Genomic DNA, 22,918 nt, shown 5'->3' with positions numbered 1-22,918 from the left:
AGCGGCGGTGAGGGCGGGTCAGTGCAGCGGGACGCGCAGCTCGACGAGGGTGCCACGCCCAGCCGGTCGCGGCCCGATCGCGATGGTGCCGCGCAGATCGTTCGCGACCAGGGTGCGCACGATCTGCAGTCCGAGCCGATCGGAGGAATCCAGATCGAAGCCCTCCGGCACCCCGGTGCCGTTGTCGGCGACGCGGACGGTGAGGCCGCGGACGTCGCGATCCCCGTCCACCTCGATCTCGGCACCGGCCTCCCCCGGCGTGAAACCGTGCTCGATGGAGTTCTGAATGACCTCGGTCAGCACCATCACGAGCGGCATGGCGAGGTCGGCGGGCAGAACGCCTAGACGGTTGCCGCGGCGCACCCGCACCCGCGCCGACTCGGTGCTCACGTCCACCAGGGTGGGGACCAGCCGGTCGACGACGGCATCCAGATCCACCTCTTCGTCGACGCTGCCGGACAGCATCTCGTGCACCAGCGCGATCGACGACACCCGCGCCACCGCCTCGTTGAGAGCCACCACCGCCTCCGGGTTGCCGGACCGTCGTGCCTGAAGGCGCAGCAACGCGGAGACGCTCTGCAGGTTGTTCTTGACCCGGTGATGGATCTCGCGGATGGTGGCGTCCTTGCTGAGCAGCGCCAGATCGCGGCGCTTGACCTCGGTGACGTCGCGGATCAGCAGGACGGCGCCGCGGGAGGCGCCACCGCCGCGCAGCGGCACGGCCCGCACCAGAACACTGGCGCGCTTCGCGTCGAGCTCCATCCGCAGTGCCAGTTCCGGGTCCGGCAGACCGGTCCGTCCGTCGGTGCCGGCGGCCGCGGCGATCATGGCGGCGGCGTCGATGGCCTCGAACCGGTCCGTCACCAGGCCGGCGAGCACGTCGGGCAGATCCGCGCTGCCGAGGTCGGCCTTCCAGCCCATGCGGTGCAGGGCCGACAGTGCGTTCGGGCTGGCGTAGTCGACGCGGCCGTCGGCGCCGATCCGGATGAAGCCGTCGCCGGCGCGCGGCGTCGACAGGCCGAGCGAGTTGGCTTCGTCGAGCGGGAACGACCCCTCCACCACCATTGCGCACAGCGCGTCGGCGGCGTCGCGGTACGCGGACTCCAGCGGTGACGACCGCTGGATGCCGGCGGCCACACCGGCCCGCCACAGGACTCCGACCACGCGGCCGTCGTAGGTGACCGGAATCGCGGCGATACCGCTGCCGGCGGGCTCGCCGGCCTCGATACGTCCGCTCTCGCAGGCGCGTTCGATCAGGGGACGGGCGCCGGCGGGACCGTCCGGGTCGTCCACGCGGCGACCGACCTCGTCCTGATGCAGGACCGTCGGCGCGGTGTTGGGGCGGACCTGGGCGACGTAGACCAGGCTGCCGTCGTCGCTCTTGACCGCCAGCACGTAGTCGGCGAACGAGAGGTCGGCGAGCAACTGCCACTCGGCGACGAGCCGCTGCAAATGCAACGCCGCGCCGTCCGGCAGGGACGTGTGCTCGGCGAGCAGATCGTGGAGAGTCGCCATGGATCGAGTCTAGTTCTCCGCGGCGGGAGGCTGCGGACAGCTCCTTTCGACAGGCTCAAGGAGCGGGAGCGACTCCAGTCCGCTCGTTGAGCTTGTCGAAGCGAGGATGCACGAAGGCCCGCTCCGACTGGAGCGGGCCTTCGGCACGTGTCAGCTCAGGCGTTGGGACGCTTGCCGTGGTTGGCAGCATTCTTCTTCCGAGCGCGCTTCTTGCGTCCGCGCTTACCCATGACGGACCTCCTTCATCCTCATCAGCAAAGTTCGAAGTCGATTGTTTCACGACGAGGCGTTTCAGCGTTAATCGCCTCAGGTGGACTGGATCCGCGCGCAGCGGCCCTCCGCGTCGAAGTCGATGACGACGTCGCCGTCACCGGCCGCCACAACGATCCGGTCGGCGGTCAACGAGGAGATCGTCACGCCGTCGCGACGCTCCGCGTAAGCGGTGACGGCGAGGCGGTGGTCGGTGGCGAAACCGGATTCGACGGCCTGGATGACGGCCTGCGCCACCGACAGCGCCGACGGTGGGGCGAGGGTGAACTCGGCCTCGTTGTCGAGGAGGAACCAGGCGCGGCCGGTGCCCGACGGCGCGCTGTAGTAGACCGGCACCCGCAGCCCGGCGACCGCCTGGGCACACAGCACGAAGGTGTAGTCGGCGCGGTCGCGGGCGGGCAGTCCCTCCCCGACCCGTTCGGCGGGATCGAGTGACTGGCGGGCGGTGGTCAGTTCGATCAGACCGAGCTGCTCACCGACGGCGTGCACCCGCTGCGCCGCGTCGACGACGTCGTCGGGGAACCCGTTGATGTTGTTCCAGCCCCACATCCACGTGTTCGTCTCACTGGAGGTCGACCCGATGTAGTGCGGCCGGAACTTCGCCGGCACGTCCCCGGTGAACCAGAAGACCGCCGGATCGTTCAGATCGACCCGCCAGTCGCGGCCCTGATACCGGTCGAGGAACGCGGTCTGCGCCTCCGACGACAGCACCACGACGTGGTCGATCAATTCGGCGACGTGGTCGCCGCCGGGGGTGACACTGAGCTCGAGGCCGTCGTCGGTCATTCCGCGATCGTAGCGGTGGACCGTCAGCTGTCCGGGTCGATGTGAATGGTGGTCTGCCGGATCGTCACCGATCGGCGGATCTCCACCCGGAGGCGGTCGGCCAGTCCGGCCGGCGCCTTCTCCCCGCCGCACTTGCGGCCGATGAGGGCCTTCAGCTGCTGCTGGACGTCGTAGTGCTCCAGGCACGAGGGGCAGGCCTTGATGTGCTCCTGGAGCCGGGCGCGTGCCTCCTGGTCGCATTCGTTGTCCAGGAGCAGCCACAGGTCGGCGAGCACCGCCGAACAGTCGGGGGCGTCGTACACGCCGTCGCCGTCGGGAACCGGAGTCTTGTCGTCGCTCACCGCGCCGCCTCCTCGGTCTCATCGTCGAGTGCCGCCTGCGCGGCGGCCTCGCGCTCGGCACGACCGAAGCCGCGCTCGCGGGCCACGTCGGCGAGCAGATCCTTGAGCTGCTTGCGTCCACGGTGCAGACGCGACATCACGGTGCCGATCGGCGTGCCCATGATCTCGGCGATCTCCTTGTAGGGAAGGCCTTCGACGTCGGCGTAGTACACGGCCATCCGGAACTCTTCGGCGAGCTGTCCGAGGGCGTCCTTGATCTCGTCGTCGGGCAGGGCGTCGAGCGCCTCGAGCTCGGCTGACCGCAGACCGGTCGAATCGTGTTCGGCGCTGGCGGCCAGCTGCCAGTCGGTGAAGTCGTCCGTCGGATACTGCGCGGGCTGGCGCTGCTTCTTGCGGTACGAGTTGATGTAGGTGTTGGTGAGGATCCGGTACAGCCAGGCCTTGAGGTTGGTGCCCTCCTTGAACGACGAGAACGCCGAGAAGGCCTTCACGTACGTCTCCTGCACCAGATCTTCGGCGTCGGCCGGATTCCGGGTCATGCGCAGGGCGGCGCCGTACAGCTGGTCCAGCAGCGGCAGCGCGTCGCGTTCGAACCGCGCGGTGAGCTCCTCGGGAGTCTCCGCGGGGGTGGCGGCGTCCGGGGTGACCGGCGCCTCGGTGGCCTCGTCAGGCAAAAGGATCCCTTCGGTGGAGATGTGCTCCACCAAGTCTAACGATCCACGCATGTGTCGCTTGTCCTTGTCCAGGACTGCGGTCGCCATGTCCGTACTCACCTCCGGGAGGTCACTGCTGTTCACTGCCTCCCTCAACACCGGTCAGGGCGCGGTTGTTCCCGGCTCCGGATCCGTCGTCTGGTCCGGTTCCGGCGGCATCACCGGTTCGGCCGGGAACGGAATGTTGTTCCACGGCGACTCCGGGTTGTCGAGCAGCGGCCGCATCATGAGCAGCGAGTCGGCGATGCCGTTGCCCCAGGTGTCCGGGTAGGTGACGATCCGGCCGACGTTGCAGCCGATCGCGTACTCCCGCCAGCCGGTGTACAGCTGGGACGCGGCATCCCGGCAGATCATGGCGACGTTCGCGACGACGTGTTCCTCGCCCCAACCGACGTTGACGCCCCACTTCGCGACGGCGCCGGCGCGCATGAAGTCGTAGCCGTCGAGTGCTTCGGCTTCTTCGTCGGCGCCGAGCAGCTGCGACTGCCGGCCACGGTCTTCGGCGTGCCGGATGCCGGGAATGGACTCGCGCAGGGCGGCGGCGTAGTCGGCCGGCGCTTCGAGGCGCTGTGCCTCGGCGTCGAGCGCGGCCGCCCAGTCGGCGTCGGTGATCGTGGGCAGGTCGCGCGCCCGCTTGTACCGGGTGCGGATCGCGGTGGCGTGATAGGCGACGCTGTCGCCCCACGACGCGTTGACCAGACGGTTCAGGATCTCCATCCAGCTCTCGGGATCGGTGGCGCCGTACAACTCGAGTCCCTCGGCGGCGTTGTGATGGCCGACGGACTTGAGCGAGTTCCACCATCCGCCGTGACTGACGCTGAGCGGGCAGATCACCGCCAGTCCCTGCGCGAGCGGCCCGTACAGCGGTCCATGCGGCAACGAGTCGCAGGTGAACTCGCTGTAGTCGCGCCGGATGGCGGCGTCGATCTCCTCCGGGGTGCTCGCCGTGTAGTCGTCGTCGGCGGACGACGACCCCTTGCGGAATGAATCTAGAAGTCCCATGACTGCTCCTCGAGGTCGTCGATCGTGATGTCTGCGATGGGGAACCGGAGCACCCGCCACGGGCTGTCCGGGTCGATCAGGCAGGTGGCGGCGCCGGAGACGGCCGCGTCGAATCGGGTCCGCGCGTGGTCGGTCCTGGCCATCAGCGCCGCCCCGGCCACCAGCGACACGGCGTGTTCGTGCCAGGACGCGCAGCCGGTGGCGACCAGATCACGTGCCGCCAGCAGCGCCTGGGTGACGGCGGCGTGATCGGCGTAGCCCGCTTTCGCACCCAACCGGGTCATGTAGATGGCGTGGCCCGCCTGATATCCGGTGACCGTCGCGACGTGGCTGCCCGGCGACAGCAGGCCCGACTCGGTGAGCCACCGGTCGACCTCGGTGATCGCCGGGGCCAGCTCGTCGAGCCGGTCGTGCGCGCCGTCCTGGTCGGTGCGGGTGAGCCAGTCGTGCATCTCGGCGACCCATCCGGCAGGGAGTTCGCCGCCGCAGGCCCGGATCAGATCGGCGCGAACCTGCAGGATCGCCTCGGTGTCGCCGGAGGACGCCGGGTCGAGGACCCGGCCGAGGTAGGCGACCCATTCGTCCGGGTCGTTCACCTCCATGTCCGCCGACAACGCGAGCCGGGCGTCGTAGACGGTGTAGCCGGGCAGATCGAGCGAGTTCCACCGCATGCCGTAGGCGACCGACATCGGGGCGTCGAGCGCGAACGCCTGCGCGGTCTCGCCGTAGAGCGCTCCGCGCGGCTCGGCGCGCAGTTCCCCGGATGCCGCGGCGGCCAGCGACGGCGGAACCGTCCACGCGACGTCGTCGGCCTCCCGCAGCTGCGAATACCGTTCGGGCAGTTCGGTCACGATGGGCCGGGGATCAGCGGGCGGCCGGGAACGGAACGTTGGTCCAGGGGCTGGCCGGGCTGGACAGCAACAGGGTCACGGTGTCGGCGGCCTTCCGGAACACCCGGTCGCTCGGATAGCCGCCTTCGATCATCGAATGCCCGAGCACGTAGGCGGCACCGAACGACGGCCACGACGAGTACATGGCGGCCGCATTGGCGCCGAGAGCGTCGATCATGGCGACCACCGACTGCGGGTCGGAGAATCCGGCGCGGGCGCCGGCGTTGATGAGGTGCGCGGCGGCCGCGAAGTCGTAGGCGTACAGGGTGCGGACGTGTTCGCCGGGCGGCAGCAGCTTCTCTTCGGCCAGCGCCTGTTCGGCATGGAAGGCCTTGACCGCGGCCCGCAGCACCTGATCGATCTGGTCGTCGTCCCAGCCACGCGCCTGCTGCTGCTGATCGATCGCCGGGAGCCACTCCTCCAACGGCAGGTACGACGCCCCGCGCGCGGCGAGGACGTCGTTGCGGATGCCCAGGGCCGCCTCACCGGGTTCGGCGACCGCGCGCCCGGCGCGGATGGTCGAGTCGGTCACCTGCAGCCACGACGGGCCGCTGTTGATCTTCCAGTCCTGGGCGAGCTGCACCTTCTCCTCGCGGGACGACACCAACTGGCCGCTCCCGGGCCGCTCCGGGCTGTTCCAGAAGCAGTCGGCGCGGATCGCATCGGGCGCACCGAGGGCCAGCGTCGACGCGGCCGGACCCTGCGTCGGGCCGTTCGGGGAGGTGAGGATCTGCGGCTCGACACCGGAAGTCATGGTCGTGGTCCCCTCGCTGGTCGTGTGCGTTCGGACTCCCAGAACGCTGCGGCCAGAGCCTACTCCGGCTCATGGGAGGATGGAGAGCATGTGCGGGAGGTATGCGGTCACCACGGATCCGGCGAAGCTGGCCGCGGAGATCGACGCCCGCAACGAGGTTCCGGCCGATCAGGTGGGCCCGGACTACAACGTCGCACCGACGACGAGCGTGATGACCGTCGTGGAGCGTCACGAGCCCGGACACCCCGACGACGATCCCGCCCTGCGGGTGCGCGCCATGCGGTGGGGGCTGGTGCCGTCGTACACCAAGGTCCTAGGCAAAGGTCCACTGCTCTTCAACGCACGTGCCGAAACGGTGCTGGAGAAGCCGGCGTTCCGGAAGTCGGCGGCCGGCGGCAAACGATGCCTGTTCCCGATGGACGGTTGGTACGAGTGGAAGCCGGGGCCGGTCGGGCCGAACGGCAAGCCCACGAAGATTCCGTTCTACATGTCCCCGAAGGACGGGGCGCGGCTGTTCATGGGCGGCCTGTGGGCGGCGTGGCGGTCGGCCGAGGACCGGGCCGCCGGCGACGACACCGCCTGGCTGTCGAGCGCGGCCATCATCACCACCGCAGCTGTCGGAGAGCACCGCGCGATCCACGACCGCATGCCGCTGGTGATGCCGCACGAGTACTGGGACACGTGGCTGGATCCGGACACCCCGCTCGACCCCGCACTGCTCGCACCGCCCACGGAGGCGCTCGCCGACGCGATCGAGATCCGCGAGGTCGCACCCCTCGTCAACCGGGTCGCCAACAACGGCCCCGAACTCCTGGAGCCCGTCTCGTGAGCGACACCCGTCCCGGACCTGCGCAGCGCCTCGGCTATCTGCTGGGCCGGCCGCTGCCCGACTCCATGCAGGACTGGGTGCAGCGCGATATCACCGGCCCCGGCAACGCCCGCCGCTATCTGATCCGCGGTCTGGTGCCGTTCGTTCCGGTGGCCGTCGGCCTCGCATTCGTTCCCGGGCCGTGGTTCATCCGGGTGCTGATGATCCTGTTGCTGCTGATCCCGCTCGTCTACTTCCAGATCGCACTGAAAGACGTGTACCGACGGCACCTACTGCGCAACAACGGTCTCGACCCGAAGCTGGCCGACAAACAGAAGATCGAACGGATCGATTCGGCCCGCGACGACTTCGAACGCCGCTACCGGCGTCTGCCGTAGACCGCCGGCCGCACACCGCCGATTCAGTGGGTTCAGGCCTCGTGGTTCGACGGTTTCCATGTCGCGGGAACATTCCCGGGTGGCGTGACCGTCGAACTCACGCAAACCCGATCTCATCCTGAACGGAGCGACCATGAACTACCCGAACACCACCCCCGCCGCCACCGCCCCGGTGGCTCCCGCCGCCGACCAGTACAAGGGACTGTCGATCGGCGCGATCGTCGCCCTCATCGGCTCGGTGATCATGTTGGCGTCGTACCCGATGAAGTGGTGGGTCGCCAAGGACGACGCCGACGCCTACGTGACCGGCTTCGGCAACGTCCACTCGTCCGCCATGTACGAGGTGACCTTCCACTTCGAGCAAAATGCACTGGGGTGCGCTGGCCGGTGGCCTCGTCCTGATCTTCATCGCCGTCATGCGCCTGCTGGGCCGCTACACGCACGAATGGAACCGTGCCACGATCGCGGTGATCGTCGCGTCGCTGGTGGGTGCGGCCGGCGCGTTCTTCGCGGGCACCGGCTTCGCCGTCACCACCGGCGTCTACGTGGTCGTGCTCGGCGCGGTCCTCGCGATCGCCGGCGCCGGACTCATCCTGGCCAAGCGCTGACCGGAACACCGAGAGAAGGGCACGTCGCCATGGGCATCTTCCGTCGCAGGGACAGACCATCGGATGCACCGGCCGCTTCGGCCGGCGCCCCGCCGGATCCGGTGTTCCCGCAGATGTCCGTGGACGACGTCGCCTGGATCCGGGCGACCGCGCAACGCGTGCTGTCCGGCCACGGGGTGGAAGTGACCGTCGACAACGACGGCGCCGACCTGGTGGCCACCGACGGGGTCCGGTACACACTCGACAACGTGGTGATCGCCTGCCACCGGCTGCCCCGCGAGGAGTGGCCCGCCTACGTCGAACAGCATTTCGGTGTCGCGTCCCGGATGTTCACCGGACCGGGCATCGACGACCTCACCCCGGAACAGTTGCGCGCCCGGGTCCGCACCCGGCTGCTGCCCGTCGACGCGCTGGAGATGGGCGGGATCGACATGAGCGGGTACGCCCGCCCGGTGGCCGAGGACCTGGCCGCCGTCTCCGTCGACGCGGTGAACGCGATCGGCATGATGACCCAGATCGCCCGCGGCATCGACGACGCCCCGTGGTCGGTGTCCCCGAACACCTACTACTGGTACCTCGACGAGATCACCCGGATCGGCACCACCGATCCGCAGACACGGCACATCACGATCACCCCGACCGAAGACCTGGTCCGGTTCCTCGACGGTTTCGCCGGGTAGCCGACGGCCCCGCGGTGCTCCTTTCGACAAGCTCAAGGAGCGTAGTCGGGACTCAAGGAGCGTAGTCGGGGCTCAAGGCGCGTGGTCGTTCACGGAGCGTTGACGGGCTCGACGGCGGGGGTCTTGCGAAACTCGTAGTCCGAGAGCGGGAAGGTACCCATCTCGTGGAGGGTGGGCAGGGTCGCGTTGGGCCGCAGCAGGGTGGCCTCACCGTGCTGGTTGAAGTAGTAGCTGCGCGAACCCGAGCAGTCACCGGCGTAGAACACCGACGACTGCAGGTTGTCGGTGGCCCGGTCGAGGAACCGCTGGTTCGCCTCCTCGGTCACCTCGAAGGTGCCCTTGTCCTCCAGCGCCATCTCCCCGAACAGCCGGCCGATGTGCCGCATCTGTCCCTCGATGGTGGTGAAGTAGCTCAAACCGCTGTACGAGTACGGACTGTTGAGGGTCAGGAAGTTCGGGAACTTGGGCACCGTGATGCCCTCGTACGCCTGGAACCGCCCCTCACGCCACCACCGGCCGAGGTCACGGCCGTCGCGGCCGATGATCTGGAACGCCGGGAAGTTGACGTCCCACAGATTGAATCCGGTCGCCAGCACCAGGGTGTCGATCGGTGTCGTACGACCGTCGGCGGTGACGATGCCGTCCGGCGTGAACCGCACGATGCTCGACGTCTCCAGGTTCACGTTCGGCTTGTTGAACACGGTGAAGTAGCTGTTGGAGAACGTGGGGCGCTTGCAGCCGAAGTCGTAGGCCGGGGTGAGCGCCTTCCGTGTCTTCTTGTCGCGCACCTGCCGCCGCAGGTGCGCTTTCGCCAGCAGCGCGGCACCCTTGTTGCCGATCTTCGCCTGCTTGTAGTGCAGCACGCCGGCAACCATGATCGCCTCGAGAATCGACGTGTTCACCAGCCGCGCGGCCTTCTGGGTCAGCGGCACCTTCGCGAACAACTCCTGCACCGGCTGCGGGATGGCGAAGTCGATCTTCGGCACCACCCAGATCGGGGTGCGCTGGAAGACGGTCAGCTCACCGGCCTGCTTCGCGATCTCCGGAACCAGCTGCACCGCGGTGGCACCGGTTCCGATGACCGCGGCCCGCTTGCCGGTGAAGTCGTAGCCGTCCTCCCACGCGGTGGTGTGGATGATCTTGCCCTCGAAGGTGTCGATGCCCTCGAAGTCCGGGGTGTACGGCTGCGACAGGAAGCCGGTCGCCGTCAGCAGGTACCGGGCGGTGCGGGAGGCACCATCGGTGGTGTGAACCGTCCAGAACTGGCCGTCGTCGTCCCACTCGGCGCGGTCGACGGGCACCCCGAACACCATATGCCGACGCAGATCGTATTCGTCGGCCACGTGCTCGGCGTACTTCTTCAACTCCGCGCCGGGCGCATACAGCCGGGACCAGTACGGGTTCGGTTCGAACGAGTACGAGTAGGTGACCGACGCGATGTCGACGGCCAGCCCCGGATAGTGGTTGACGTGCCAGGTGCCGCCGAGATCGTCCTCGCGTTCCAGAATCGCCAGATCGTCGATGCCGAGCTTCTTCAACTCGATGCCCGCACCCATGCCGCCGAAGCCGGCGCCGACGATGATCGCGTCGTGGTCCAGGCCTGCGTTCTCCTTGGTGGTCATGAGAACGACTGTAGTCCAGGTCACATCGGGAAGATGACTCCCGGATTCAGCACTCCGTCCGGGTCCAGGGCGTCCTTGATCCGCCGCATGACCGCCATGTCGGCCTCCGAGCGCCCCAGCCGGGTGTAGTCGGTCTTGGCACGGCCGACACCGTGCTCGGCGCTGACACTGCCGTCCAGCTCCGCCACGGTCGTCAAGATCTCACGGGTCAGTGCGGCGGCGTCGGGCTCCGGGACGTCCAGGACGTTGACGTGGATGTTGCCGTCGGCGAGGTGACCGAACGGAATCGACCGTCCGCCGACCGCCGCCGCCAGCGCGGCCACGCGGTCGAGCAGTTCCCCGATCCGGCCGGTCGGTGCGGATACGTCCAGTTTCACGATCGGCCTGGTCGTGCTGCGCGCGATGGTCTCGGTATGCGACTCCCGGAGCGTCCACAGGTCGCCGGCCGGTGCCGCCTCGATCGCGGCGTCGTCGACCAGGCCCGGTGCGGCGAGCACCTCGGCCAGCGCGTCGGGGGCCGCCCCCGCGCCTTCGACGAGAACGGCGAACGGCGACTCCGAGGCCACCGGGCGGCGGGCGCCGTGCTCGACGACCAGATCGATTCCAGCCCGCGTCATCAGTTCGGCCGCCTGCAGTGTGAGACCGGCATCCTCCACCGCGGTCACCACGCGCAACGCCGCGTCCACCGAATCGACGGCGGCGACCGCCACCGCCGCGCGGGCGGGCGGGCGGACCAGCCGCACCAGCACACCGGTGATCACGGCGAGTGTGCCTTCACTGCCGGCCAGGAGCGCGGGGAGGTCGTAGCCGACGTTGTCCTTGCGCAGCGGCAACCAGCGCCGGAGGATCTCCCCCGAGGCCAGGACCGCCTCGATGCCCAGAACCTGGGCGCGCATGTCGCCGTACCTGACCACATGGATGCCGCCGGCGTTGGTGGCGACCATGCCGCCGATCGTGGCGCTGTCGCGGGCCGCGAGGTCGACGCCGAACGCCAGCCCCGCCCGTGCGGCGGCCTCGTGCAATGCCGCCAACGTGACGCCCGCACCCACCCCGACGGTGCGGCCGGCCACGTCGACGTCGTCGATCCGGTCGAGCCGGACGGTGCTGAGAACCACCACGGGCCGGTCGGACCGGGCCGGCGGAACACTGCCGCCGACCAGCCCGGTGTTGCCGCCCTGCGTCTGCAGAACGGCGCCGGCCCCGGCGACGAGACGCACCACGCGGGCGGTCTCGGCCACCGAGGCCGGACGGACTACTGCCAGGGCCGGTCCGCTGTCGCGACCGGTCCAGTCGGTGAGATGCCCCGCGATGACCGACGGATCGGTCAGGACGTGGGCATCACCGACGACGCCGGCGAGATCGTCGAGAAGCTGCACTCCTCGATTCTCGCCGATCGGGTCAAGCCTTCGTCTTCACCCTGTCGTAGACGAAGATGACGATGATGGCGCCGATGATGCCGGTCAGCCATCCCCAGATCCAGTTGGCGAACCCGTTGTCCGGGTGCAGACCGCTGATCCACAGGATGAACGATCCGACGAAGCTGCCGATGATGCCGGCGACGATCATCTCGACGATCGACAGGTGAGTCTTGAGGATCTTGCTGGCGACGAAGCCGATGATCGCTCCGATGACCAGGGTGACGACGATTGAGCCGATCCAGGCGTCCATGGGTTTTTCCCTCCGTTGAAGACGCGGCGCGTGTGCCGCGAATGCGAACTTACGCGAGCAACCGGCTGATCGCGGGGTTTGTCGGTTCATTGCGAGCAGAAGGTTTGTCGGCCCCGACCAGCGATGCTGAGATGGACGGTATGAGTGCCGAACAGGGATCGTCCACCACCCGTCGAGCCGTCGCGACCGCATACGGCGAACCCGCCGAGGTGGTGCGGATCGTCGGCGCCGACACCGGTGTGCCCGGACCCGGCGAGGTGCTCGTCGCCGTCACCGCCGCGGGTGTGAATCCGTTCGACGCGAAGCAGGTGCGCGGGCAGGTCGGTGACGATCCGTCGAAGCTGCCGCTCCCGCTCGGCGGCGAGGCCGCCGGGGTGGTGCAGTCGGCCGGCACCGAGTCGGGTCTGTCGGCCGGCGACGAGGTGGTCGTGTACCCGGTGACCGGAGCCTTCTCGGACTCCGTGCTGGTGCCGGCCGCGAACGTGTACGCCAAGCCGGCGGGGCTGGCCGACGATCAGGCTGCGGGTCTGCTGCTGGCGGGAGTGACCGCCGCCGACATCCTCGCCACCCTGGGTCCGGCGAAGGTCCTGCTGGTGCACGGCGGCGCCGGCGCGGTGGGCTCGATCGTCGTGGCGCGGGCCGTGGCCGACGGGGCGACGGTGCTCGCGACCGCGTCACCGGCCAACCACGACCATCTGCGTTCCCTCGGTGCCGTCCCGGTCGACTACTCGGGCGACCTGGAGGCGGCGGTCCGCGCAGCGGCACCGGGCCCGGTCGACGCGGTCGCCGACACCGTCGGGACCGATCAGGCGATCGACGTCTCCCTGAATCTGGTGCCGGCCGACCGGATCGTGTCGATCGCCGCGTGGGGCCGATCCGGCGACGGCATCACCCTGGTGGGCGGCTCGACGGAGGAATCGAAGAAGAACCGCCGCGACGCCGTCCCCGGTCTGCTGGCCGATGCGGCCGCCGGGAAGATCGTCGTGGAGATCGCCGGCACCTACCGGCTCCCCGAGACCGCAGCGGCCCTCGAGGCGGTCGGCGGACGGCATCCGCGCGGCAAACTCATCATCCGCCCCTGACGATCGGGACGGCGGCGCCGCGGCCCGGCGCGCCTATTTGCTGAAGATCGCCCGGCCGGTGACCACCGCGCCCACGATCACCAGGACGAACAGGATCAGCCATCCGGCCGCTTTGAGAAGCGACCAGGCGATCGGCAGCGCGACCAGCAGCAGAAGGACGATCGCGAGGATCTTCCAGAAGTCGGTGCCACCGCTCTTGCCGGGTGCCGGGGTGTTCGGATCATTCGTGCTCATGGCTTCCACGGTGCCCGCAGCGCAGGCGAAAGTCACGCCGGGCCGGCGCATCTCGGTGAAAGATCAGGGTGACCCCCATCGGCGGGAATAGCGTCACCCTCGTCGGCGCTGCATCCGATATGACGTCACCGATTCCGCAGATCACCCTCAACAACGGCGTCACCATCCCGCAGGTCGGGTTCGGCGTGTTCCAGATTCCTCCGGAGGAGACGACGGACGCGGTCCTCGCCGCATTGGAGGCCGGCTACCGGCACATCGACACCGCCCAGATGTACGGCAACGAGAAGCAGGTCGGTGAGGCCATCGCCCAGTCCGGACTCGACCGGTCGGAGATCTTCGTGACCAGCAAGCTCAACAACGACTCCCACGATCCGGCCGCCGCGAAAGCCGCCACCGCCCGATCGGTGGAGGCACTGAACGGGCCCATGGACCTGTACCTCGTGCACTGGCCGATGCCGGCGGTCGGCGACTACGTCGACACCTGGCGCGCCATGGAAGAGGCGCTGGCCGACGAGCAGACCCGCGCGATCGGCGTCTCCAACTTCCAGATCGCACATCTGGAACGGCTGCTCGACGAGACCGACGTGGTGCCGGCGGTCAACCAGATCGAGGTGCACCCGTACCTGGCGCAGGAACCGCTGCGCGCCTTCGGGGCCCAGAACGCGATCGCCACCGAGGCGTGGTCGCCGATCGCACGCGGTGCCGTCCTCGACGATCCGGTCCTGCAGCAGATCGCCGGCGAGACCGGCCGTACGGTCGCGCAGGTGGCCCTCCGCTGGCATGTGCAGCGCGGCGACATCGTCTTCCCCAAATCGACGCACCCGCAGCGGATGGCCGAGAACCTCGCCCTGTTCGACTTCGCACTGTCCGACGACCAGATGTCACGGATCAACGGACTGAACACCGGTGAGCGGATCGGCCCGAACCCCGACGACTTCAACTGGATTCCGGGGACGCCACGGTAGAACGGTCGCCCGGACGGGCCACCTACGATGGCCTCCATGCAGTTCTCCCGGCGCGCGCAGGTCATGAGCCCGTTCTATGCGATGGAGTACGGGCGGCGGGCGGCCGACCTGGAGGCCGACGGCCATCATGTGGTGAAGCTGAATCTCGGCGAACCCGATTTCGGCGCCCCGCCGGCGTTCCTGGCGAAGGTGCGTGAGGTCAGCGACGGACGGCCGCTGCCGTACACCGGGGCCCTCGGCACCCCGCAGCTGCGCCAGGCGATCGCCGACTTCAGCGGCAGCCGTCTCGGCGCCCCGATCGATGCGGATCGGGTGGTCGTGACCACCGGTGCGTCGGCCGCCCTGCTGCTGGCGTGTGCCGCTCTGATCGATCCCGGCGACGAGGTGCTGGTCGCCGACCCGTCGTACCCCTGCAATCGCAGGTTCGCGGAGAGTTTCGGCGCCGATGTCCGGCTCCTGCCGACCGGCCCGGAACGGCGGTTCCAGCTGGACACCCGGACGGTCGCCGAGGCCTGGACCGGCCGCACCCGCGGCATCATGATCGCCTCGCCGTCCAATCCGACCGGCACGTCGATGGCCTACGACGAACTCCTCGCCACCTGCCGCGAGGTCGCCGGCCGGGGCGCCTGGCGCATCGTCGACGAGATCTATCTCGGCCTGGCCGGCGGCGAACGGACGAGTGTGGCCGCCGACGATCCCGGGGCGATCGTGGTGAACAGCTTCTCGAAGTACTTCGGCATGACCGGCTGGCGTCTCGGCTGGGCGGTGGTGCCGGAGGAGATGCTGGGCGTCGCCGAACGGCTGGCACAGAACTTCTACATCTGCCCGCCGACCCCGACGCAGTTCGCCGCGCTCGAGTGCTTCACGCCCGAGACGATCGCCGTCGCCGAGGAACGCCGAGCGATCCTGCAACGCCGCCGGGAGACGGTCCTGGACGGCCTGGTGCGCATCGGACTCCCGGTTCCGGTGGAACCGGACGGCGCCTTCTACGTCTACATCGATGTGGCCGGCACAGGCCTGACGGCGTCGCAGTTCTGCGACCGGGCGCTCGCCGACGCCCACGTCGCCCTGACCCCGGGCAAGGATTTCGGCGACGACGGCGCGGAACGCTACGTCCGGTTGTCGTACGCGACCGCGGACACCGAACTGGAACTCGGCATCGAACGGCTGGGTGATTTCCTGTCCGGAAATCGTGAGAAAGATGCTGTTCTACAGCACTGAACTCACAGTTTCTCGCGCAGCCGATCGAGGAACGCGGTCTGCGCCGGGTTGAGCTTGACCGCGGCGGCGTCGAGACCGAACCAGCCGGCCCGGTCGACCTCCGGGAAGGAGGCCGTCCGCCCCGACCTGGGTGGCCAGATCATCTCGAAGGTGCCGCTGACGACGGCATCCGCATCCAGATCGCCTCGAAGGGCGTAGCCGGCCACGACCTTCCCGCTCTTGAGCGTCACCTCGCCCAGATCGATCGGCGGACCGCCGGGTGCCGGCGACCCCGTCTCCTCCGCGAACTCGCGGCGGGCGGCCTCCCACGCGTTCTCGCCGTCGTCGATCAGCCCTTTCGGGATCGACCACGCGCCGTCGTCCTTGCGGGCCCAGAACGGGCCGCCCGGATGCACCAGCAGCACCTCGACGGCGTCGCCGAAACTCCGGTACAGCAGGATCCCCGCGCTCTTCTCGGCCATGCCTCCCAGTATCCCGTGGAAGCGCAGGATCCCGTGGCAGCGCAGTGTCCCCGTGCCGCCGGTGTCCCGGTCTACGGTGAGGTCATGGAGATCGTGACGAGCCGTGTCCTGCTGCGTTCCGACGAACCCGAGGTGCTGATCGGGTTCTACCGCGACACCCTCGGCCTGCCGATCGCGCGCGAGTATCCGGGAGGCGTGGTGTTCCACGCCGGCAACGGGCTGATCGAGATCCCGGCGCACCTCACCGGCGAGATCGGCGGCTCGACGGACATGCTGTGGCTGCAGGTGCGCGACATCGCCGCCACGCACCGGGAACTGGCCGCCGCCGGGGTGACCATCGCGGCCGCGCCGGAGACCAAGCCGTGGGGGCTGATCGAGATGACCGTCCACGACACCGACGGCCGTTCGCTGATCGTGGTGCAGATCCCCGACGATCACCCGCTCCGCCGCGATCAGCGCCCGCCGGCACCCATGACAGACTTGATGCATGACTGACTGGGCCGCACCGACCGCCGACGGACCCGTGCACGCCACGGTGGAGCTCCCCGGATCGAAGTCCATCACCAACCGCGCCCTGATCCTGGCGGCGCTCGCCGACGGCCCGTCACACCTGACCGGCACACTCCGCAGCCGCGACACCGACCTCATGCTCGACGGACTGGCCGCCCTGGGCACCGGCGTCGCCGCCGATCCGGGAGACCCGACCGACGTCACCGTCACGCCCGGCCCGCTGCACGCCGCCGACATCGACTGCGGCCTGGCCGGCACCGTCATGCGGTTCCTGCCGGCGGTGGCAGCACTGGCCGACGGTCACGTCCGGTTCGACGGCGACGAACAGGCGCGGGCGCGACCCCTCGGCACCGTCCTGACCGCCTTGCGGCAGCTGGGGGTGAACATCGACGGCGACGGTCTGCCGTTCACCGTGCACGGCACCGGGGCGGTCGTCGGCGGTCCGGTGACGATCGACGCGTCGGCGTCCTCGCAGTTCGTGTCCGGGCTGCTGCTGTCGGCGGCACGGTTCGACGAGGGCGCGACGATCACCCACGCCGGTGCACCGGTCCCGTCGATGCCGCACATCGAGATGACCGTCGACATGCTGGCCACCGCCGGTGTCGCCGTCACCACCGGTACCGATCCGTCGGGCGCGGTGACGAGCTGGACCGTGGAGCCAGCCCCGATCCGGGCGGTCGACTGGGAGATCGAACCCGATCTGTCGAATGCGGCCGCCTTCCTGGCTGCGGCGGCCGTCACCGGCGGCAGCGTCACCGTGCCGCGCTGGCCGGCCGAGACCACCCAGCCCGGAGCCGAGATCGTGTCCATCCTGCAGGACCTGGGCTGCGAGACCGAACGCTCCGACGACGGGCTGCTCACCGTGACCGGTCCCCGGCGACTGACCGCGATCGACGTCGATCTGCGTGACGTCGGCGAACTGACCCCCACCGTCGCCGCACTGTGCGCGGTGGCCGACGGCACGTCGAACCTGTGGGGCATCGCGCATCTGCGCGGTCACGAGACCGACCGCCTGGCCGCCCTGACCGCCGAGATCAACCGGCTCGGCGGCGCCTGCGAACAGACCGAGGACGGACTGAGGATCACCGGTCGCGCACCCGCCGACCTGCGGCCCGGTGCCGGGACCGGGGACGCGGTGTGGCGCACCTACGCCGACCACCGGATGGCGACCGCCGGGGCCGCGCTCGGCCTGGTGGTCGACGGAGTGGTGGTGGAGAACGTCGAGACCACCTCGAAGACGCTGCCCGACTTTCCGGCGCTGTGGACCGCGATGCTGGCCGGCTCGTCCGCGGCGCGGTCGTCGACAAACGCGGGAACCGGCGCTTAATGGGTCGTTCCACCCGGTCCTACGACGAATCCGATGTCCGGATCCGTCCCGGTAAGGGCACTCGGCCGCGCACCAAGACGCGGCCGAAGCACGACGACGCCGAGACCGCGATGGTCGTGTCGGTGGACCGGGGTCGCTGGGGTTGCGTGATCGACGGCGACCCGGACCGCCGGGTGGTCGCCATGCGTGCCCGCGAACTCGGCCGCACCCCGGTGGTCGTCGGTGACCGTGTCGGCGTCGTCGGGGATCTGTCCGGCCGGCCCGACACCCTGGCCCGGATCGTGCGGGTCGATGACCGCAGCACCGTCCTGCGCCGCACCGCCGACGACACCGACCCGTATGAGCGGATCGTCGTCGGCAACGCCGATCAACTGCTGATCGTGACCGCACTGGCCGATCCCCCGCCGCGGACGGGCTTCGTCGAACGCGCGCTGGCCGCCGCGTATGCCGGTGGTCTGACCCCGATCCTGTGCCTCACCAAATCGGATCTGGCCGGACCGGACGAGTTCGCGGCGCACTTCGCCGACCTCGACCTCCCGGTGGTTCTCGGCGGGCGCGACGACGAGCTGGGCCCGCTCATCGAGATCCTCGACGGCAAGCTGACCGCACTGATCGGGCATTCCGGGGTCGGCAAATCGACCCTGGTGAACCGTCTGGTGCCGGACGCCGATCGCGCCACCGGCCGGGTGTCGGGAGTCGGCAAGGGACGGCACACCTCCACGCAGTCGGTGGCCCTGCCACTTCCCTCCCGCTCCTCGAGCTTGTCGAAAGGTGAATCACGGGGATGGGTCGTCGACACCCCGGGAATCCGCTCGTTCGGTCTGGCGCACGTCACCCCGGACGAGATCGTCGATGCGTTCGCCGACCTGCGCGACGCCATCGAGAACTGCCCGCGCGGCTGCACCCATCTGGGCCCGCCCGCCGATCCCGAATGCGCGCTGGATCAGCTGACCGACGGCTCGTACCGCCGGGCGATGGCGGTGCGTGAACTGCTGGTCGCGGTCCGCGATACCGGGCCGGACACCGAGGAAGCCGTGTCCGCGGCGCCGGAGCCCCCGAACGCCTGACCGGCTAACGCCGGGCGCGTTTGGCGGCCTTGCGCGACTCGCGCAGGCGGCCCAGCGCGGTCTTCAGACCCTTGGCCCGCGGCACCTGGCCGTCGAAGCGCCGCTCGGATGCGGTCTCAGGAGCGTCGTCGCTGGTGGCCTTCAGGAACCGGTCCGGAAGCGCCAGCTTGTTGATGGTGCGCAGAGTCCGCAGGTACTGCACGGTCAGCGACTCGGTGTTGTACGGAAGGTCGTACTTCTCGCACAGTTCACGCACCGGCACCGAGATCTCGGCCATCCGGTTGCTCGGCAGATCCGGGTAGAGGTGATGCTCGATCTGGTAGCAGAGATTGCCGCTCATGAACGCCATCGCCGGACCCGCCTCGAAGTTCGCGGTGCCCAGCATCTGCCGCAGGTACCACTGGCCCCGCGTCTCGTTCTCGATCGACTCGATGGTGAACTTCTCGGCACCGTCCGGGAAGTGTCCGCAGAAGATCACCACGTACGCCCACAGGTTGCGCGCCAGGTTGGCGGTCAGATTGGCGGTCAGGGTGTGCTTGAAGTTCGGGCCGGTCAGTGCCGGGAACAGGAGGTAATCCTTGCCGACCTGCTTGACGATCTTCTGGGCGAACAGCTTCGCACCCGGTTTGGCTTCCTCCCATGTCTGCTCGCCCTTGAGCACACCGGTCAGGTTGAGGTCGTGCAGACCGATGCCCCATTCGAATCCGGCGGCCAGCAGCAGATTGGAGATCGGCTGGTAGAGAAACTTCGCCTGCCACGGCTCGTCACGGGTCACGCGCAGCAGCTTGTAGCCCACGTCGTGGTCCATGCCGACCACGTTCGTGTACTTGTGGTGGATGTAGTTGTGCGAGTGCTTCCAGTGCGGCGACGCGCACACCATGTCCCACTCCCACGACGTGGAGTGCACCTCGGGGTCGTTCATCCAGTCCCACTGCCCGTGCATCACGTTGTGCCCGAGCTCCATGTTCTCGATGATCTTCGCGGCGGCCAGCGACGCGGTGCCCGCCAGCCACAACGACTTCTTGTTGCTGCCGAACAGCGCGAGACGACCGGCCACTTCGAGGGCACGCTGGGCGAAGATGGTGCGGCGCAGGTAGCGCACGTCGCGTTCACCCAGATCCGATTCGATCCGGCGGCGCAGAGCGCCCAGTTCGGCGCCGAGGGTTTCGACGTCGGCTTCGCTCAGATGCGCGTACTCATTGATGTCCGAGATCGCCATTGCAGTCCATTATGCCCGGGCGGTGATGAGTCCGCGAGACGAGTGGGCGGGAAGATCTCAGGCGGCCGGCGACTGCGGGTCGGTGGACCGGGTGACCACTGCCGACACCGGACGACGACGTGCCCGACGCTCACGCAGAGCCGAGATCGCCGACTTCAGTCCGCGGCGGCGGCCCGTCTCCGGATCGACCACCGACCGCAGGTGCTGCGCCGGGTCGGTCTTGAAGCGCAGTTCCGAAGCGGTCTCCGGGGCGTCGTCCGCGGTGGCCTTCAGGTACTTGTCCGGCAGGGAGAGCTTGGCGATGGTGCGCCACGACTTCGCGTACTGCATCGGGAACGAGCCGGTGGTGTACGGCAGGTCGTATTCGTCGCAGATGGCCTGCACGCGCACCGAGATGTCGGCGAGACGGTTGCTCGGCAGGTCCGGGAAGATGTGGTGCTCGATCTGGTACGACAGGTTGCCACTCAGGAAGGCCAGGACCGGACCGGACCGGAAGTTGGCCGAGCCCAGCATCTGGCGCAGGTACCACTGGCCGCGCGACTCGTTCTCCAGGTCGCGCTTGGTGAACTTCTCGGCACCGTCCGGGAAGTGCCCGCAGAAGATGACGGCGTTGGTCCAGATGTTGCGGATGACGTTGGCGAGCAGATTGGCGCTCAGTGCCTTCCGCCAGCCGAGCTTGGAGCGGGTGACGCCGCCGACGATCGCCGGGTAGACCACGTAGTCCTTGGCGACCTGGCGGCCGATCTTCTCGCCGGCGTCGCGCAGGTCCTTCTTGAACTGCAGCTGCTCTTCTTCGGTGGTGCGCTTCTTGCCGAGCTCGAGGTGCTGGGCGGCGACGCCCCATTCGAAGCCGAGCATGAGCAGGGTGTTCCACAGCAGGTTGCCGAGGTAGAAGGGGCGCCAGCGCTGGTCGCGGGTCACGCGCAGCAGTCCGTAGCCCACGTCGTCGTCCATGCCGAGCACGTTCGTGTACTTGTGATGGATGAAGTTGTGCTGGTGCTTCCAGTGCGCGCTCGGACCGGTGTTGTCCCATTCCCAGGTGGTCGAGTGGACCTCGGGGTCGTTCATCCAGTCCCACTGCCCGTGCATCACGTTGTGCCCGAGCTCCATGTTCTCGATGATCTTGGCGACGCCGAGCGTGCTCGCGCCGGCCCACCACAGCGATCGGCGTGTGGAACCGAAGATCATGGCCCGGCCGGCCACTTCCAGGCTGCGCTGCAGCGCGATCGTGTTGCGCAGGTATCGGGCGTCGCGCTCACCGCGGTCGGCCTCGACCTCGGCGCGGATGGCGTCGAGCTTGGCGCCGATCTCGGCGATGTCTTGATCGGTCAGGTGCGCGTACTCGGGGATGTCGGCAATCGCCACCGGGAACTCCTCACTACGTTTCCGTAACTTACGTAATCGTATGTTACGGAGTCGTAGGTTGTCTACCCCCGAGCTCCATGTCCCTACCGCCCCGTATGAGTGCACTGCGCGCGCGGAGCGGGCTCAGCTCGGCTATACGGGGGAGTTGGGGGCACGAATGGCGGGATCGAACGCGCCCAGACGCGCCCAGCTGTGCCCGATGTGGCCGGACGAATCAGACGGGGGTCAGACGTCCAGGGTGCAGTCGCCGGCGGCGGCGCAGACACAGGTCTGGATCCGCTCGCCCTCGACGTGTTCGACGCCGGTACGCAGATCGCGGACGCAGCCCTTGTCGAGCATGACGACGCAGGTCTGGCAGATACCCATACGGCAGCCGTAAGGCATCTGGACGCCGGCCTTCTCCCCCGCCTCCAGCAGCGTGGTGGCACCGTCGACCTCGATCGACTTGTCGCGAGTGCCGAAGGTGACGGTGCCGCCCTGCGCGCCGTGCGAGCCCCGCTCCAGAGCGAACCGCTCGATGTGGAGACGGTCGGGATGTCCGGCCTTCTCGTACGCGCCCGTCAGCATGTCCAGGAAGCCACCCGGACCGCACGCCCACGTCTGCCGGTCTGCCCAGTCCGGGACCAGCGCGGCCAGCCCCTCGGGAGTGAGCCGGCCGTCGCTGCCCGTGTAGCGCAGGTGCAACGTCATGACCCCCCGGTCGGCGAGCTCAGCGAGCTCGTCGCCGAACATGACGTTGTCGGCGCTCGGCGCCGAATGCACCAGCACGACGTCGCCGTGCCGGCCGCGGCGCGCCATGGTCCGCAGCATCGACATGATCGGCGTGACACCGCTGCCCGCCGTCACCAGCAGCACCTTCTCCGGCAGCGGTTCGGGCAGAACGAATTCGCCGGCCGGAGCGGCCAGGCGTACGACGGTGCCCGGTTCGAGCCCGTTCACCAGGTGCGTCGACAAGAACCCCTCGGGTAGCGCCTTCACGGTGATCGCCACTGTCTTGTCGCCGCGCGAGGTGTCCGGGTCGCTGGTCAGCGAATACGAACGCCACGTCCATCGGCCGTCGACCGGCACACCGATTCCGATGTACTGGCCGGCGATGTAGTCGAACGAGAAGCCCCATCCCGGCTTGATGACGATGGTCGCCGAATCGTCGGTCGTAGGCGTGATCGAGACGATGCGTCCACGCAGTTCGCGCGCGGACCACAGCGGATCGATCAGGTGCAGGTAGTCGTCGGGCAACAGCGGGGTGGTCACCCGGGACACGGCCGCACGCACCCACTGCGCCGCCGCGCTGTTCGCCGACGCCGCTCGCGCGGGCGCCTCGAAACGCTGTCGCCAGTCGACCATCAATCCACCTCCGAGATCAGATCCTTACGGAACCGTAACCTACGGTAGCGTAACCCGGGCTCGAGCGA

The 22,918-nt window shown here is 68.9% G+C and carries 26 protein-coding genes; 10 read left to right on the top strand and 16 right to left on the bottom strand.

Translation table 11 applies throughout. The features are described 5' to 3' along the window. Positions 1-18: 18 nt before the first annotated feature. The 8 genes from QM774_RS14410 to QM774_RS14375 all read right to left on the bottom strand — a co-directional run bounded on the left by QM774_RS14410 (position 19) and on the right by QM774_RS14375 (position 6,271). Complete coding sequence (locus QM774_RS14410) at positions 19-1,515, bottom strand: sensor histidine kinase (protein ID WP_414976534.1); 1,497 nt, start codon at positions 1,513-1,515, stop codon at positions 19-21. Between the two features lie 155 nt (positions 1,516-1,670). Next, complete coding sequence (locus QM774_RS14405; protein ID WP_369758845.1) at positions 1,671-1,745, bottom strand: 50S ribosomal protein bL37; 75 nt, start codon at positions 1,743-1,745, stop codon at positions 1,671-1,673. Between the two features lie 76 nt (positions 1,746-1,821). Next, positions 1,822-2,571, bottom strand: coding sequence for a DUF6882 domain-containing protein (locus tag QM774_RS14400; protein WP_414976533.1), 750 nt, complete (start codon positions 2,569-2,571; stop codon positions 1,822-1,824). A 23-nt stretch (positions 2,572-2,594) separates the two neighbouring features. After that, the gene (gene rsrA / locus QM774_RS14395) at positions 2,595-2,912 is read right to left on the bottom strand and encodes a mycothiol system anti-sigma-R factor (protein ID WP_414976532.1); all 318 of its coding nucleotides are present in this window, start codon (positions 2,910-2,912) and stop codon (positions 2,595-2,597) included. Then, the gene (locus tag QM774_RS14390; RefSeq protein ID WP_414976669.1) at positions 2,909-3,637 is read right to left on the bottom strand and encodes a sigma-70 family RNA polymerase sigma factor; all 729 of its coding nucleotides are present in this window, start codon (positions 3,635-3,637) and stop codon (positions 2,909-2,911) included. The genes rsrA and QM774_RS14390 overlap by 4 nt, the downstream gene beginning before the upstream one ends. Before the next feature lie 90 nt (positions 3,638-3,727). Then, positions 3,728-4,627: a DUF1266 domain-containing protein gene (locus QM774_RS14385; protein WP_414976531.1), complete on the bottom strand. Its 900-nt coding sequence runs from the start codon at positions 4,625-4,627 to the stop codon at positions 3,728-3,730. Beyond that, positions 4,615-5,478: a DUF1266 domain-containing protein gene (locus QM774_RS14380; RefSeq protein WP_414976530.1), complete on the bottom strand. Its 864-nt coding sequence runs from the start codon at positions 5,476-5,478 to the stop codon at positions 4,615-4,617. Before QM774_RS14380 ends, QM774_RS14385 begins: the two co-directional genes overlap by 13 nt. Before the next feature lie 13 nt (positions 5,479-5,491). Next, entirely contained in the window at positions 5,492-6,271 is a 780-nt protein-coding gene (locus QM774_RS14375; protein ID WP_414976529.1) for a DUF1266 domain-containing protein, read from the bottom strand. Between the two features lie 88 nt (positions 6,272-6,359). On the opposite strand from QM774_RS14375, the gene QM774_RS14370 reads away from it, so the two are divergent. The 4 genes from QM774_RS14370 to QM774_RS14355 all read left to right on the top strand — a co-directional run bounded on the left by QM774_RS14370 (position 6,360) and on the right by QM774_RS14355 (position 8,765). Next, on the top strand, positions 6,360-7,100 hold the full coding sequence (locus QM774_RS14370; RefSeq protein WP_414976528.1) for an SOS response-associated peptidase: 741 nt from the start codon (positions 6,360-6,362) through the stop codon (positions 7,098-7,100). Next, complete coding sequence (locus QM774_RS14365; RefSeq protein ID WP_414976527.1) at positions 7,097-7,477, top strand: DUF5313 family protein; 381 nt, start codon at positions 7,097-7,099, stop codon at positions 7,475-7,477. Before QM774_RS14370 ends, QM774_RS14365 begins: the two co-directional genes overlap by 4 nt. A gap of 365 nt (positions 7,478-7,842) precedes the next feature. Continuing rightward, on the top strand, positions 7,843-8,085 hold the full coding sequence (locus QM774_RS14360; RefSeq protein ID WP_414976526.1) for a hypothetical protein: 243 nt from the start codon (positions 7,843-7,845) through the stop codon (positions 8,083-8,085). A 29-nt stretch (positions 8,086-8,114) separates the two neighbouring features. Beyond that, a complete protein-coding gene (locus QM774_RS14355) occupies positions 8,115-8,765 on the top strand; it encodes a hypothetical protein (RefSeq protein WP_414976525.1) in 651 nt (216 codons plus the stop codon). Positions 8,766-8,854: 89 nt separating this feature from the next. Here QM774_RS14355 and QM774_RS14350 read toward each other — a convergent pair whose 3' ends face one another. From QM774_RS14350 to QM774_RS14340, 3 genes are read right to left on the bottom strand one after another with little or no spacing between them, the layout of a single operon-like run. Then, positions 8,855-10,387: a flavin-containing monooxygenase gene (locus QM774_RS14350; RefSeq protein ID WP_414976524.1), complete on the bottom strand. Its 1,533-nt coding sequence runs from the start codon at positions 10,385-10,387 to the stop codon at positions 8,855-8,857. Positions 10,388-10,407: 20 nt separating this feature from the next. Next, positions 10,408-11,763: an FAD-binding oxidoreductase gene (locus tag QM774_RS14345; protein ID WP_414976523.1), complete on the bottom strand. Its 1,356-nt coding sequence runs from the start codon at positions 11,761-11,763 to the stop codon at positions 10,408-10,410. Positions 11,764-11,785: 22 nt separating this feature from the next. Next, on the bottom strand, positions 11,786-12,055 hold the full coding sequence (locus tag QM774_RS14340; protein WP_414976522.1) for a GlsB/YeaQ/YmgE family stress response membrane protein: 270 nt from the start codon (positions 12,053-12,055) through the stop codon (positions 11,786-11,788). Between the two features lie 140 nt (positions 12,056-12,195). On the opposite strand from QM774_RS14340, the gene QM774_RS14335 reads away from it, so the two are divergent. Next, the gene (locus QM774_RS14335) at positions 12,196-13,137 is read left to right on the top strand and encodes a quinone oxidoreductase family protein (protein WP_414976521.1); all 942 of its coding nucleotides are present in this window, start codon (positions 12,196-12,198) and stop codon (positions 13,135-13,137) included. A 33-nt stretch (positions 13,138-13,170) separates the two neighbouring features. On the opposite strand, the gene QM774_RS14330 is transcribed toward QM774_RS14335, so the two are convergent. Next, positions 13,171-13,371 carry a hypothetical protein gene (locus QM774_RS14330; protein ID WP_414976520.1) on the bottom strand — a complete coding sequence of 67 codons (201 nt, stop codon included), beginning with the start codon at positions 13,369-13,371 and terminating at the stop codon, positions 13,171-13,173. Positions 13,372-13,490: 119 nt separating this feature from the next. Between QM774_RS14330 and QM774_RS14325 the strand changes: the two genes are divergently transcribed. Together QM774_RS14325 and QM774_RS14320 are read left to right on the top strand one after the other, a co-directional pair. Next, a complete protein-coding gene (locus QM774_RS14325) occupies positions 13,491-14,336 on the top strand; it encodes an aldo/keto reductase (protein WP_414976519.1) in 846 nt (281 codons plus the stop codon). Positions 14,337-14,372: 36 nt separating this feature from the next. Continuing rightward, positions 14,373-15,557: an aminotransferase class I/II-fold pyridoxal phosphate-dependent enzyme gene (locus tag QM774_RS14320; protein WP_414976518.1), complete on the top strand. Its 1,185-nt coding sequence runs from the start codon at positions 14,373-14,375 to the stop codon at positions 15,555-15,557. 2 nt (positions 15,558-15,559) lie between these two features. On the opposite strand, the gene QM774_RS14315 is transcribed toward QM774_RS14320, so the two are convergent. Further along, the gene (locus tag QM774_RS14315) at positions 15,560-16,018 is read right to left on the bottom strand and encodes an NUDIX domain-containing protein (protein WP_414976517.1); all 459 of its coding nucleotides are present in this window, start codon (positions 16,016-16,018) and stop codon (positions 15,560-15,562) included. An 84-nt stretch (positions 16,019-16,102) separates the two neighbouring features. Here QM774_RS14315 and QM774_RS14310 point away from each other — a divergent pair, with 84 nt between their 5' ends. The 3 genes from QM774_RS14310 to rsgA are packed head-to-tail and all read left to right on the top strand — an operon-like array spanning position 16,103 to position 18,922. Then, positions 16,103-16,513, top strand: a complete 411-nt coding sequence (locus QM774_RS14310) for a VOC family protein (RefSeq protein WP_414976516.1) — start codon at positions 16,103-16,105, stop codon at positions 16,511-16,513. After that, positions 16,506-17,855, top strand: coding sequence for a 3-phosphoshikimate 1-carboxyvinyltransferase (aroA, locus tag QM774_RS14305; RefSeq protein WP_414976515.1), 1,350 nt, complete (start codon positions 16,506-16,508; stop codon positions 17,853-17,855). Before QM774_RS14310 ends, aroA begins: the two co-directional genes overlap by 8 nt. Beyond that, the gene (gene rsgA / locus QM774_RS14300) at positions 17,855-18,922 is read left to right on the top strand and encodes a ribosome small subunit-dependent GTPase A (protein WP_414976514.1); all 1,068 of its coding nucleotides are present in this window, start codon (positions 17,855-17,857) and stop codon (positions 18,920-18,922) included. Before aroA ends, rsgA begins: the two co-directional genes overlap by 1 nt. Positions 18,923-18,926: 4 nt before the next feature. Here rsgA and QM774_RS14295 read toward each other — a convergent pair whose 3' ends face one another. The 3 genes from QM774_RS14295 to QM774_RS14285 all read right to left on the bottom strand — a co-directional run bounded on the left by QM774_RS14295 (position 18,927) and on the right by QM774_RS14285 (position 22,850). Then, positions 18,927-20,141, bottom strand: a complete 1,215-nt coding sequence (locus QM774_RS14295) for a fatty acid desaturase family protein (protein WP_414976513.1) — start codon at positions 20,139-20,141, stop codon at positions 18,927-18,929. 57 nt (positions 20,142-20,198) lie between these two features. Then, positions 20,199-21,506 carry a fatty acid desaturase family protein gene (locus tag QM774_RS14290; RefSeq protein ID WP_414976512.1) on the bottom strand — a complete coding sequence of 436 codons (1,308 nt, stop codon included), beginning with the start codon at positions 21,504-21,506 and terminating at the stop codon, positions 20,199-20,201. A gap of 225 nt (positions 21,507-21,731) precedes the next feature. Further along, positions 21,732-22,850: a ferredoxin reductase gene (locus tag QM774_RS14285; RefSeq protein ID WP_414976511.1), complete on the bottom strand. Its 1,119-nt coding sequence runs from the start codon at positions 22,848-22,850 to the stop codon at positions 21,732-21,734. Between the last annotated feature and the right edge of the window lie 68 nt (positions 22,851-22,918).

Origin of the sequence: Gordonia sp. (in: high G+C Gram-positive bacteria), from assembly GCF_047600565.1 — a bacterium.
Taxonomy (GTDB): Bacteria; Actinomycetota; Actinomycetes; order Mycobacteriales; family Mycobacteriaceae; genus Gordonia.
Note: the sequence above shows the minus strand (reverse complement) of the source record. Positions and strands in the feature narration are given on the sequence as shown.